The sequence below is a fragment of the Kitasatospora sp. NPDC023385 genome (assembly GCF_055664045.1).
Genome location: NZ_JBVOOL010000013.1, coordinates 136,220 through 148,525, shown reverse-complemented (window position 1 = coordinate 148,525; position 12,306 = coordinate 136,220). Strand labels below are relative to the sequence as shown.

Sequence of the window (12,306 nt, the reverse complement as noted above, 5' to 3'; positions counted from 1 at the left end):
GAATGCCCGTGCGGAAGGCAGGCGTTGTCCTCCCACGTGACCAGCGCCGCACCCACGACGAAGCTCTCCGTGCTCGACCGTTCCCGCACCCGACAGGGCGAGGAGCCCGCCCGGGCCCTGCGGGACACGGTGGCCTTCGCCCGCGAGGTCGAGCGCCTCGGGTACCACCGGTTCTGGGTCTCCGAGCACCACGGGGTGCCGGGGGTGGCCGGCTCGGCGCCCACCGTGCTCGCTTCGGCGGTGGCGGCGGCCACCACGCGGATCCGGGTCGGCACCGGCGGGGTGATGCTGCCCAACCACCAACCCCTGATCGTGGCGGAGCAGTTCGGGGTGCTTGCGGCACTCTTCCCCGGGCGGATCGACATGGGGCTCGGGCGGTCGGTGGGGTTCACCGACGGTGTCCGGCGGGCACTGGGGCGGGAGAAAGGCGCCGTGGAGGACTTCGGCGCCCAGCTGGCAGAGCTGCTCGGCTACTTCGACGGGTCGCAGCAGGTGCACCGGGGCGTGCATGCCCGCCCGGCCGAGGGCCTGCACGTCCCGGCCTTCGTCCTGGCCACCGGCGAGGGCGCGGACCTGGCCGCCGATGCGGGGCTGCCGCTGGTGATCGCCGCCGCGCGCGGCGAGGGCCGGATGCTGGAGGCCATCGACCGCTACCGCACCCGGTTCCGCCCCTCCGCGCAGGCCGCCGAACCGTACGTGGTGGTCTCGGGCACGGTCGCGGTCGCCGAGACCGCCGAGCGGGCCCGCGAACTGCTCGTCCCGGAGGCCTGGTCCGGCGCGTACTCCCGTACCCACGGCGAGTTCCCGCCGCTGGCCCCGGCCGCCGAGATCCGGACCCGGGCGATGACGGAACGGGAGCGGGCCGCCTACGAGCAGTCGCTCAAGGGCCACATCGCCGGCACCCCCGAGCAGGCCGCGGCCGAACTGGCCGCCCTGGTGGAGCGCAGCGGCGCCGACGAGTTCCTGGTCAGCACCAGCACCTACGACCGCACCGCACTGCTCGACTCCTACCGCCTCCTCGCCGAGGCGGTGGGCCAGGACCGGGTCTGACCCGCGCCCTCGGTGGCCCCGAGCCAGGCGTACACCTCCGCCCTGCGGCCCCGTCCGCAGCCGCAGGGCGATGCGGGTTGGACCTGATCGCGGGGCTACCGGGCACTGCTGGACCGACGTGCCCCGGTCGCCCGGGCGTGATTTCTGCGCAGGGGTGATGACCTGCTACTGTTCTTCTCGTCGAGGGGAAATGATCTTCCGAAACGAAGATCCCTCGAGCAGGCGTCAGCGGTGCTACCAGAGCACGCCCTACTTTCAGTAGGGAGAGTCCGTGCAACCCGGGCCTGGCGCTCCTCCCGAAGGGGCCCGTTCCGTCCAACGGAACGGGCCCCTTCGTCATGCGTACCGCTCATCATGTGTCCCGCTCATGGCCAGCGCGCATGAGTTCCCTTCATGTCCGGCGCCACCATGAGCATCTCTCATGAGCCGAGGCCATGAACATCTCTCATGTCCTGCGCCATGAGCGCTGCTCATCTCCAGGCCCCACCTGTTCGCCCCTCGTGCGCGTGTCCCCTTATCGCACTTCTGGGCTCGAAACCCTCCCGCGCAGCCCGCTATCGGCCAAGGTCCCACGCCAGGTGATCGATGAACGCTGTTCCCGAACGATCGACCGGCCAGGGGATTTGCCTATCTGGCAGAGCTGATGTGCCGTCACACCTTGGCCGGAACTGGCCGCTACTGATGTGAATATGCCACTGGAATGGTCGTCATACGGAAACCCCGCAGTAGCCTTCCGTGTCGGATCTGCCACTGCTCGTGGCGGCCCGGTCGGCGCCCTGCGGCGTCCGGCCGCCCAGACCCCGCGAAGGAGCCGGTGTGCCGGGTATCGACGAATGCCTCTCCGGAGCGATGGCGATCACCGGAGCCCGCTCCGCGAGCCTGGTCGACTGGAGCAGCGGTCTCGCCCTCGGCAGTCTGGGGAGCAGTCCGACCGGCGAGCACGAGACGTCCGCCGCCGAGGCAACCGACCTGGTGCGGGCGACCGTTGAGAGTCAGACCTTCACGGTGGCGGAGGATCGGCGATCCCCGCTGGAGGACATCATCGTCACCGCAGGCCGCAGCTACCACCTGATCCGTTTCATCGACACCGTCTTCGACAACCGGCTCGTCCTCCACCTCTGGCTGGACCGGACGGAGGGCAACCTCGCCGCTGCCCGGTTCCGCCTCCAGGCGCTGGCCCAGGAGTTGGTGCTGGGGTGAACACGACGCCCGTGACGCGCGGCCCGTTCCCGTCGACCGTCGCATTCCAGCCGCCGCCCCGCCCCTCGGACGTCTCAGGAGCCGACTCCCGGCGGTGGCCCGCATGACCGCCACTCCCAGCACCGCACTGCCCCCAGCGGAGCGCGCCGCGCCGAGGTCGCCGGCCGAAGCCCTCGCTCTGCTCGCCGACCGCCGTGCCACCGGCGTCCTGCGCGGCCCGGTCGGCAGTCTCCACCTCATGGACGGCGAGGTAGCCGGTGCCGAGTCCTCCCGTGCACCGGGCCTGGCCGATCTCCTGACCGGCAGCGGCCGGATCACCCCCGACGGTTGGACGGAGCTCGTCCGCGTCCACGGCCCGCAGGGCAGCGTCGGCGACGTACTGGTCGAACGACGGTTGCTCACCTGGGGCGAGCTCGAACTGGGCCACCTGGGCACGCTGTTCGACGCCGCCTTCTTCGTCCTCGCCGACCCGGCCGGCGGCCGCTGGTGGTTCGAGTCCGACGTCCGGTACTGGCTGGGACCGGTCGCGACGGTCGACCCGGATCGGCTCCGCCGCGAGGTCGAACGCCGACGCCGGCTCCTCGACCGGATCTGGCCCTGGGCGCAGCTCGACACCGCGCCCGTCCGCCCGGTCCAGCACAGCCGTCGGCCGTCCCACCGCCCGCCCGGCCGACGGCGCCGCGAACTGCTCGACCACGCCGACGGCCGAAGAACCCCGGCGGACCTGGCCCGCCTGCTCGGTCGCTCCGGCTTCGGTGTCACCGCGGACATCCGCCGCCTGGCCGCCGCCGGACTGCTCGACGCTCCGTCAGCGACTGCCCCACCAGTCGATGCCCGGCCGGTGGTCGCCCAGCCGGCTACCGGAGCCCCGCAGGAGTCCGCCCGTGCGGCCGACCACGGGAGGCCGCCCGGCGGCCTGCGCCGGCGGATCCCCGGCGCCACCCTGCGCGGTGTCGCGGAAACGGACGCCGCAGCCCCCGCCACCGCGACGCCCGCCCCCGCACAGCACGCCCCCGCGCAGCCCACCGCAGCCCCACCCGGCGGCGGAAGCACCGCCCGCTCCGAACGCCAGCCCACCCCGGCAGCGGCCCACCCGCTGACCGTCCCCGACCCGGACATCGCCCTGCTGACCCGGGTCCGAGACCTTCTGGAGGCCCGACTTTGACCCACTCCCCGTCCGCGACCCCGTCGTCCCGGCCATGAGGCGGGCGCTCAAGCAGCGTGTCGGCAGGAGACAACTGATCGCCTTGGAGACCGAACTGCTCGCCGAACTGCGGGCCGTCAAGCACCGCGTCCCGCATCTGGCGGGCGGACTGGTGGCGAGTGTGGACGGCCTGCTGGTCGCGCACGACACCCACGGGGCCGAGCCCTCCGGCCTGGCCGCGATGACGGCGGCCTCGCTCTCCCTGGCCCAGCGGCTCGCCGACACCACCGGCCAGGGCGAGTTCCGGGAGTCACTGGTGCGCGGCGAACACGGCTACGTGGCCACCTACGCGGCCGGCGGCAGCTGCGTGCTGACCCTGCTGGCGCACCCGGACGTCAACGTGGGCCGCCTGCACCTGGAGGCACGTCGCAGCGCCCAGCGCATCGTCGGGCTGCTCAACGACACCCTCCTCCCCAAGGACCCGCGCGAGGCCGGCTGACACCCGCGCGCCACCGACCGACCCGGCCCACCCGCACCACCCACAGCCCGACCACCTCGACTACCGACGACCCGATCACCGAACGGGAGTTACCCAGATGACCGACGCACCCGGCGCGCTCAAGCAGGCCATGACCACCATCGAGGGCGCCCTCGGCGCCGCCCTGGTGGACTACAACAGCGGCATGGCGCTCGCCACCCTCGACGGCCCCGGCGGCCTGGACCTCAATGTGGCCGCGGCCGGCAACACCGACGTGGTCCGTGCCAAGATGCGGACGATGGACATGCTCGGCCTGCAGGACGGGATCGAGGACATCCTGATCACCCTGTCCAGCCAGTACCACCTGATCCGCCCGCTCGCCGGCCGCACCGGCAAGGGCCTGTTCCTCTACCTCGCCCTGGACAAGGCACGCGCCAACCTCGCCATGGCCCGTCACCAGCTCACCAGGATCGAGGCGGACCTGGAGGTCTGACGCCCACCCGGCCGGCGGGGAGTCCCGGCGGGCAGTCCCGGCGGAGGAACCCCCGGAGGGCCCCCGCCGGGCTCCCGCCGTCAGTCGGTGGCCGGCGCCGCCCCTCGCCCCGTCGTCGGCTCCGCCCACCGGACTTCGCCGCCCGGCAGCCCCGCGCACACCGCCCCCTCGGCGGTCAGGACGCTCCACGGCGCCAGTTGCGCATGCGGCGGGACGGACAGCGCACCGCCCCCGGCGAAGCCCAGTTCCAGGCCGCCGGCCAGGGTGATCCGGGCGGCGTCGATGCTCCGCCCGACGAGTGCCGACAGGCCGGGAGTCGGCCGGAAGGTCAGCGCCGGGAAGAAGTGCTCGACCCCGTCCGGCGCGGCGAACGACGGTGCGGCGAAGCGGAATTCGTGCGCCACCCGGACGGTCAGCTCGCCGTCCAGCAGCAGGTCCAGCCGGGTACCCCCGCTGAGCGACTCCACCCGACGGCCGGTCAGCACCTCCGTGATCGTGTTCTGCATACCCTCAGTCTGTCCCAACCGGATGCCGGTTCATTCGCGGTCCCAGTAGCAGGCTCGCATTTCGCGTGTCCTCGTGTCGTTGACGGGGGCTTTGTCCGGCCCAGTCGGCGGCGCAGGAGCCGAGGTCGTTCCAGAAGTGGCCGTCGCACCCCGGCAGGTGTGCCCTCTGCCCTCCGGGAGCCGGACAACCGCTCAGGCATGCTGCGGACTCGCCTGGACGAGTTGCTTGAGGACGGCTTCGACGGCGTCGACGAGCGGGTCGCCCTCGGTGCCGGGCCGTCGTACCAGTCCGAGTTCGACCTCGGGCAGCCGGGGCAGGCCCTGTGCGGCGGTGCCCGGTTCGACGGTGGCCGGCAGGAGCGCGGCGGCGCCGAGGCCGGCGCGGACGGCGGCCCGGACGCCGGGCAGGCTGGTGCTCTCGAAGGCGGTGCGCCAGCCGCGCCCGGCGGCTTCGAGGGTGTCGAGCAGCGGTTGGCGCCAGCGGCACGGCTGGGAGAAGAGGACCAGGGGGAGCGGGTCGAGGGCGGTGTCCAGGCTGGGGGCGGCGGCCCAGGCCAGGGGGAGGCGTACGGTCCACCGGGGCGGCTCGGGGAGGTAGGAGGGGTCGCACAGGGCCAGGTGGACGCGTCCTTGGTCGTACGCCTCGCGGAGCGTCGGGCCGGGGCCGCCGATCAGTTCCAGGGTGGCTTCGGGGTTCATCCGGGTGAAGTCGGCCAGGGCCTGGGGCAGCGGTGCCGCGGTGAGGTCCTCGAGCAGGCCCACGCCGCAGTGGCCCTGGACGGCGGGTCCGGCGGTGGTGAGGGCCTGGGCGGAGAGGGCCAGGATGCGTTGGGCGTACGGCAGTAGGGCTTCGCCGGCCTTGGTGAGTGTGACGCCGGTGGCCGCGCGGTGCATCAGCGGCTGCCCGACGGCACGCTCGAGCCTGCGCAGCTGCTGGCTCAGGGCGGGTTGGCTGTGTCCGAGCGCGGTGGCGGCGCGGCTGATGCTGCCGGAGCGGGTGCAGGTGACGAAGACGCGCAGCTGCGCCATGTCGAGATCGGATGGCATAACCAGACGTTATGCAGCACCGCTGAGATTGGCCAGTTCCTTTTGGCCTCGGGGGTTCGTAGCGTCGGTGGCATGCGCTACCACCACGTCGACGTGTTCACCGGCCTGCCCTACAGCGGCAACAGCCTTGCGGTCTTTTCGGACGCCGCCGGCCTCACCGGCACCCAGATGCAGCGGATCACGCAGGAGCTGCGCCATTTCGAGTCGATCTTCCTGGAGCCGGACCAGACGCCGGAAGGGTCCGCCTGGCAGGCGCGGGTCTTCGACCTCGCCGAGGAACTGGACTTCGCCGGACACCCCGTCATCGGGGCGGCCTGCGTGCTGCACGCCCTGCACGGCACCGGCGAGGACGAGACATGGACCCTGCGGCTGAAGGCCCGCACGGTGGAGGTGACCACGCACCGGCGCGGACCCGGCCGGTACGCGAGCGTGCTGGACCAGGGCCGGGCGGCCTTCCTCGGGCGCCCGGATCCCGCGGACGCGAAGGACCTGGCGGCCTGGTTCGGCCTCGACGCGAGCGACCTGGACCCGGAACTGCCTGCGGAGGTGGTCTCGACGGGACTGCGCTATCTGGTGCTCCCGGTCCGCGGGCGTGCCCTGGCCCGCGCCCGCATCACCTCCGACATCACCGCCCGACTGGCCGCGCTCGGGGCCCAGTTCGCCTACCTCGTCGACGCCACCGCCCTGGAGGCGCGGCACTGGAACAACGACGGGCTGACCGAGGACGTGGCCACCGGCAGCGGAGCCGGCTGCGCCGCCGCCTACCTGCGCCGCCACGGCCGTCTCGGCGACGGCGAAACCGTGACCCTGCGCCAGGGCCGCTTCACCGGACGGCCCAGCGAGATGACGATCAGCGCCCACGGGCAAGGCGAGGACATCGACTCCGTGCGGGTCGGCGGCGAGGTCGCCTTCGTCGGTGAGGGACAGCTGGTGGTGCTGCCGCGATGACCACGACGCCGATGCAGGCGATGCAAGTGCGGGCGACGCCGCCGACACAGGAGCTGCCGGCGCCGCAGGCGATTCCGTCGTACGTCGGACCGGACACGATCCGCGCGCTCGTGGGATACGAGGACGTCGTCGAAGAAGTGGCGGCCGCCTTCGCCGACTACAGCCGTGGCCTGGGCGAGTCTCCCGTGGCGGTGTTCGCCCCGGCCGGCCGGGACGGTGACGTGCACGTGAAAGCGGCCTGGCTGCCGGGCCGTTCGGTCTTCACGGTGAAGGTGGCCACCTGGTTCCAGGAACGCGCCCGGCAGGGCGGCACGCCGGGAGCCGGTGTCGTCGCCGTGTTCGACGCCCGGACCGGGGACCTGCGCGCCCTGCTGGAGGACGAGCACCACCTGTCCGACATCCGCACCGCGGCCGCCGGCGCGCTGGCCGTCCGCACCCTGGCCCGGCCGGACTCCACCGTGCTCGGCGTGCTGGGCACCGGAGTCCAGGCGTACCTGCAGGTCCTGGCGGCGGCCGACGAGCTGCCCATCTCGGAGGTACGGATCTGCGGGCGCCGCGCGTCCCGAACGCGGCGCCTGGCCGCGGCCCTGCACGCCCGCCGCCCCGACCTGCGCGTGACACCGGTGGACACCGCGCGCCAGGCGTGCGAGGGCGCCGACGTCCTGGTGACGGCGACGGCGAGCACCGAACCGCTGGTCGACCCGGACTGGCTGTCCCCCGGCCTGCACATCACCGCCGTAGGTGCCGACGACCCGACCAAGGCCGAGCTGTCTGCGGCCTGTCTCCACCGCGCCGACCGGATCGTGGTCGACAGCCGCAGCCTCACCGCCACCCACGGGGATCTCGCCCGGGCGGGGGCGGCCTTCCACGGCCTCACCGAACTCGGTGAGGTCCTCGCCGGCACGGCGCCGGCCCGGGAACGGGCCGACGACATCACCGTCTGCAAACTCGTCGGCCTCGGCGTGCAGGACCTCGCGGCGGCCCAGGTCACCCTGAACCGCCTCCACGACGGCGCTCCGCACCGCCCACAGCCACCGGCGAGCGCCGTCGACCTGCCGGGGGACACGGCCGCGGACGCGAGGCCCGAGATCCGCCGCACCTCCGCCGGGCGGCCGGAAACACCCGCCCCGTGATCCACCACCTGTCCACCTGCCACCCGTCCACCTGACATCTGCCAGCTGCCCGGCACCTTCCAGGCCGCCCTCAACTCACCGTCCCGGTCACCTTCCCGGCGGGCAGGCCGCGCACCAGCTCGACCGGCCCGCCCGCCCGTGCCCGGGCGGCCAGCGCGGCGGCCGTACGCTTCCAGGACGGCTCGGTCAGCAGTGCCCGCCCGTCGGCCGGTGTACAGAACCGCCACTCCACCAGCTCCTCCTCCTGCAGCAGGATCGAATCGAGCATGCCGCCCGTCACCGCGCCTCCGTCGTACACGTACACCAGTACGGCGGTGTCGCGGCCTGTCGCCGGGTCCGCCCCCGGGTCGGCCGCGGCCCCCGGCTGCCAGTCCAGCACCAGCAGCGGCCCGGGTTCGACCTCCCACCCGAGCTCCTCGCGGACCTCCCGTCGAGCCGCCGCCCGGGGCGTCTCCCGGTCCGCCTCGACCCCGCCGCCCGGCAGCGTCCAGTACGGCACCTGCCCGCGGGGCCCGTCCCACGGTCGCAGCCGCACCAGCAGCACCCGTCCGTCCGCGTCGGTGAACAGCGTCCGGGCCTTCGCCCGGATCCGCGGCCGGGTGGCGTAGAAGGTGGCGCGGTCCATCGGCGGCGCCGGCTGCTGCCCGCTCTCCGGGGTCAGCCCCGGGGCGGCGGCCGGTCCCTGGTACTCGGGCACGGGGCCGTCGGCGGGCAGTTCCCGCAGCGTGTGCCCGACCGGCCGGCTGTCCTCCAGCTCCAGGGGCCCGGCCGTACGGGGTGCCCGCAGGCAGGCCGTCACCCGGCGCGACAGCCGGGGCGGTAGGGCGTGGCCCGCCTGTTCGGTGGTCAGCCACGTCCATCCGCCGACTTCCGCCGCGTCCGGGTGGAACTCCGCCGCCTGCTCCGGCGTCAACGGCTCGGCCCAGTACAGGTACGCGACGATCGGCGGCCCGTCGGGCAGGAGCGCCCAGTCCACGCAGGCCAGCGGCCCCAGCCGGGGGGTGAAGCCGAGTTCCTCGCCGATCTCCCGCAGCGCCGTCTCCCGAGGCGACCGGTCCGCGGGCTCCCACCCGCCGCCGGGAATCGCCACCGGATGCTTCCGGTCGTACGGCAGCCGCACCACCAGTACCCGGCCGTCCCGGTCCGCGAACAGCACCCCGGCCGCCGCCAGGATCCCCCGCCCGCCGCCCACACCCGCACTCTCCACCCCTGCACCCTCCACCCCTGCTCCTCCATCACGGTCTCCCGGTGACGACAACCCGGGCAACCCGATGGTTCCCACCCGACCGCCGCCCCGATCACCACCGCCGGGTGACCCGGAGGCATCCGGCGGCAGAACCTGCTCCCGACCTGTACCCGTCCGCCCCCCGTTCCGACCTCCCCCTGCCATCCCCGACCCTCACCCCAGCGACGCCAGCGCCTGCGCCGCCGCCCGCGCCATCTGCTCGTCGGGCCGGTCCCGTGCGCCGCGCAGGCGGGCGGTGGCCTCGGCGGCCGCCAGCGCGAGCAGTCCGGGTAGCAGGAGGGTGTCGTTTCCACCGACGACAACGGCGGCGAGTTGCGGCCGTAACGCCAAAGCCCCAGGTAGCTGACGGCTAGTCAAATCAGCTGCCAGAGCCCCGCTGTGCGCCAGGTTGGTGAACTGGACCGGCCGCCCCTCGGGTGCGAGTGAGTGCGCCAGGACGGCCGCCCAGCCGCGCCACCCCTCGCCGACCGGATCCCCGATCCCTTCCGTCAGTGAGTCACCGAGTGCGACGAACCGCTCCAACCCGCCTGCGGGCAAACGCCCTTCGACCGACGGGTCACGTCCGGTGTCGAGCGCGCTCATCCCGGCCTCCTTCCTCCCGGCCGCCGTTCTGTAGGCCATGTGCCGCCAGGAATGCCGTGACTGCCGCCGGCCACCCGTACCGTTCGGCTTGTGTCCGCGCGGCGGCGCGTCGCGCATCCTCCGGCCGGTCCAGCAACTCCCGTACGGCGAAGGCGAATCCGGCACCGGTGTCGCGTGCCGCTACGCCGGCGGGTCCGGCCAGCCCGGGCAGTGCGGAGGAGCGGCTGACCGCGACCGGGGTGCCACAGGCCAGCGCTTCCAGTGCGGCCAGCCCGAACGTCTCCACCGGTCCGGGCGCGAGCACCACGTCCGCGCAGCCCAGCAGCCGGGCCAGCTCCTCGCGTCCGCTCAGGTGTCCGAGGAAGCGCACCGGGAGCCGTAGCCGGGCCGCCCGGGCGGCCAGCCGTCCCCGCAGTGGGCCGGTCCCGGCGATGACCAGGACGGCGGCCGACCGCTGCGCCCGCAGGGCCGCCAGCGCCTCGATCGCCCGCTCGGGCCGCTTCTCCGCGGAGAGCCGCGAGCAGAGCACCAGCAGCACTTCGTCCGGAGCGGCGTACCGGGCGCGCTCCGCCGTCCGCTCGGCCTGCGGCAGCGGTCGCATCGCCTCCAGGTCCACGCCGAGCGGAGCCCGGACGAGGTTCGGTGTGCCGATCCGCCGGAACTCGGCCGCCGCCCAGTCGGTGGTGCAGAGCACCGAGTCGTAGGCCCGGGCGGTCGCCGCGTTGAGCCGGTCGGCGGCCGCGGCAGCCAACGGGCCGGGTACGCCCCAGGTGCGCAGGATCCCGGTGGCGCTCTCGTGCGAGACCATCGCCGAGCGCACGCCGTGCCGCCGCGCCCAGGCGCCGGTCCAGCGCAGCGTGGTGCGGTCGGAGACCTCCAGCCGGTGGGGGGAGAGCCGGGTGAGCTCGGCGGCGACCGCCCGCCGGTCGGTGAGCAGCCGGTAGCCGCCGCCGGCCGGGAGTGGCGGACCGGGCAGGGTGACCACGAGGCCCTGCTCGGTGTCCTCCTCGGAGCGCCGTTTCCCGGGCACGATCAGCACCGGGCGGTGCCCGGCCTCGCGGTAACCGGCGCCCAGGTGTCGCAGGGCGGTACGCAGTCCGCCGGAGACGGGGGTGACGAAGTTGGCGAGCCGGACGATCGTCAGCGCCTCGCGGTCGGGGGCGGAGGTCATGCCGACAGCCCCTCCGGCAGCGGGCTCCCGGCGGACGGGCTCCCTGCCACCGGCTCCCGGCCCGTCAGCGCGACCTCGACCGTCACCGCCGCCACCGGCGCGCCCGGGTGCTCGGCCAGCACCTCGGCGTAGTGCCGCAGCAGCAGGTCCCCGACCGCCTCCCAGGTGCGCGCGGTCACCTCGGCCCGCCCGGCCTGCCCGTACGCGGCCCGCCGCGCCGGATCGGCGGTCAGTTCGGCGACGGCCCGGGCCACCGCCGGGCCGTCCCGGGGCGGGACCAGCAGGCCGGTGCGGTGGTGCGCGACCAGGTCGAGCGGGCCGCCCGCCGCCGGGCCGATCACCGGAACGCCGCTGGCCATCGCCTCCTGGATGGTCTGACAGAAGGTCTCCAGCGGACCGGTGTGCACGAACACGTCCAGCGTCGCGAAGCAGCGCGCCAGTTCCTCACCCGTCCGGCGGCCCAGGAACACCGCGCCGGGCATCGAGGCCTTCAGCCCGGGCGCGGAGGGCCCGTCCCCGATGATCACGACCCGTACCCCGGGTAGTGCGGAGGCCGCTGCCAGCAGGTCCACCCGCTTCTCCGGGGCCAGTCGTCCGACGTAGCCGACCAGTACCTCCCCGCCCGGCGCGAGCGCCCGGTGCAGTGCCTCGTCCCGGTGCCGGGGGTGGAACCGCACCGAGTCCACCCCGCGCGGCCACAGCTGCACCCGGGGCACCCCGTGTGCCGTCAGGTCCTGCGCGGCCGGGGTGGACGGCGCCAGCGTACGGGCGGCCGCCCGGTGGACGGCCCGGATCCGCCGCCAGGCGGCGGCCTCCCCGAGCCCCCGCCCGGCCCGGTAGGCGTGCGCGTACCCGGCGAGGTCCGTCTGGTAGACGGCGACGGCGGGCACCCCGAGCCGTGCCGCGACCTGCATCCCGCGCGCGCCGAGCACGAACGGGCTGGCCAGGTGCACGATGTCCGGCCGGTGCCCGGCGACGGCGGCCGCCAACTGCCGGCTGGGCAGGGCGATCCGCACCTGCGGGTATCCCGGCAGCGGCATCGAGGGGACGCGCACCACCGGGATCCCGCCCGCCTCGGCACTTCCGAAGGCCTCCGGCGGGCTTTCCGCGCCCCGCGCCGGCGCGGGGGTGACGACAAGCGGCTGGTGGCCGCGGCGGACCAGATGCTCGGCCGTCCGCAGCACGCTGTGGGCGACTCCGTTGACCTCGGGCGGGAAGGATTCCGTGACGATGACGACGCGCATGCCAGTGTTCTGTCCGGGCCCGGCATGCACCCGGCCAAAGGGATCTGTCGTACAAACGAACGCG

Annotated in this window: 12 protein-coding genes and 1 pseudogene; 7 read left to right on the top strand and 6 right to left on the bottom strand. The window is 74.2% G+C overall.

Annotated features, from left to right (window positions below; translation table 11 throughout):
* Positions 1-36 precede the first annotated feature (36 nt).
* The 5 genes from AC0B61_RS21530 (at position 37) to AC0B61_RS21510 (ending at position 4,365) form a co-directional block, all read left to right on the top strand.
* Positions 37-1,050 carry an LLM class flavin-dependent oxidoreductase gene (locus AC0B61_RS21530; RefSeq protein WP_471742412.1) on the top strand — a complete coding sequence of 338 codons (1,014 nt, stop codon included), beginning with the start codon at positions 37-39 and terminating at the stop codon, positions 1,048-1,050.
* 816 nt (positions 1,051-1,866) lie between these two features.
* On the top strand, positions 1,867-2,250 hold the full coding sequence (locus AC0B61_RS21525) for a hypothetical protein (protein WP_471742320.1): 384 nt from the start codon (positions 1,867-1,869) through the stop codon (positions 2,248-2,250).
* A 103-nt stretch (positions 2,251-2,353) separates the two neighbouring features.
* On the top strand, positions 2,354-3,415 hold the full coding sequence (locus AC0B61_RS21520; RefSeq protein WP_471742319.1) for a transcriptional regulator: 1,062 nt from the start codon (positions 2,354-2,356) through the stop codon (positions 3,413-3,415).
* Between the two features lie 82 nt (positions 3,416-3,497).
* Positions 3,498-3,893: a roadblock/LC7 domain-containing protein gene (locus AC0B61_RS21515; protein WP_471742318.1), complete on the top strand. Its 396-nt coding sequence runs from the start codon at positions 3,498-3,500 to the stop codon at positions 3,891-3,893.
* A gap of 97 nt (positions 3,894-3,990) precedes the next feature.
* Positions 3,991-4,365 carry a hypothetical protein gene (locus AC0B61_RS21510; RefSeq protein ID WP_471742317.1) on the top strand — a complete coding sequence of 125 codons (375 nt, stop codon included), beginning with the start codon at positions 3,991-3,993 and terminating at the stop codon, positions 4,363-4,365.
* Positions 4,366-4,445: 80 nt separating this feature from the next.
* On the opposite strand, the gene AC0B61_RS21505 is transcribed toward AC0B61_RS21510, so the two are convergent.
* Together AC0B61_RS21505 and AC0B61_RS21500 are read right to left on the bottom strand one after the other, a co-directional pair.
* Positions 4,446-4,871 carry a DUF6188 family protein gene (locus AC0B61_RS21505; RefSeq protein WP_471742316.1) on the bottom strand — a complete coding sequence of 142 codons (426 nt, stop codon included), beginning with the start codon at positions 4,869-4,871 and terminating at the stop codon, positions 4,446-4,448.
* A 192-nt stretch (positions 4,872-5,063) separates the two neighbouring features.
* A complete protein-coding gene (locus AC0B61_RS21500; RefSeq protein WP_471742315.1) occupies positions 5,064-5,918 on the bottom strand; it encodes a LysR family transcriptional regulator in 855 nt (284 codons plus the stop codon).
* A gap of 72 nt (positions 5,919-5,990) precedes the next feature.
* On the opposite strand from AC0B61_RS21500, the gene AC0B61_RS21495 reads away from it, so the two are divergent.
* Positions 5,991-6,866 (top strand): PhzF family phenazine biosynthesis protein, encoded by an 876-nt coding sequence (locus AC0B61_RS21495; protein ID WP_471742314.1) that lies wholly within the window; start codon positions 5,991-5,993, stop codon positions 6,864-6,866.
* Positions 6,863-7,999, top strand: a complete 1,137-nt coding sequence (locus AC0B61_RS21490) for an ornithine cyclodeaminase family protein (protein ID WP_471742313.1) — start codon at positions 6,863-6,865, stop codon at positions 7,997-7,999. The genes AC0B61_RS21495 and AC0B61_RS21490 overlap by 4 nt, the downstream gene beginning before the upstream one ends.
* 70 nt (positions 8,000-8,069) lie before the next feature.
* Here AC0B61_RS21490 and AC0B61_RS21485 read toward each other — a convergent pair whose 3' ends face one another.
* The 4 genes and pseudogenes from AC0B61_RS21485 to AC0B61_RS21470 all read right to left on the bottom strand — a co-directional run bounded on the left by AC0B61_RS21485 (position 8,070) and on the right by AC0B61_RS21470 (position 12,242).
* On the bottom strand, positions 8,070-9,221 hold the full coding sequence (locus tag AC0B61_RS21485) for an NUDIX domain-containing protein (RefSeq protein WP_471742312.1): 1,152 nt from the start codon (positions 9,219-9,221) through the stop codon (positions 8,070-8,072).
* Positions 9,222-9,404: 183 nt separating this feature from the next.
* Positions 9,405-9,827 (bottom strand): annotated as a pseudogene (locus tag AC0B61_RS21480) (GDSL-type esterase/lipase family protein); the annotation flags it as partial.
* Positions 9,802-10,998, bottom strand: coding sequence for a glycosyltransferase (locus AC0B61_RS21475; protein WP_471742311.1), 1,197 nt, complete (start codon positions 10,996-10,998; stop codon positions 9,802-9,804). The pseudogene AC0B61_RS21480 and the gene AC0B61_RS21475, both read right to left, overlap by 26 nt.
* Positions 10,995-12,242, bottom strand: a complete 1,248-nt coding sequence (locus AC0B61_RS21470) for a glycosyltransferase family 4 protein (RefSeq protein WP_471742310.1) — start codon at positions 12,240-12,242, stop codon at positions 10,995-10,997. The genes AC0B61_RS21475 and AC0B61_RS21470 overlap by 4 nt, the downstream gene beginning before the upstream one ends.
* Positions 12,243-12,306: the final 64 nt, after the last annotated feature.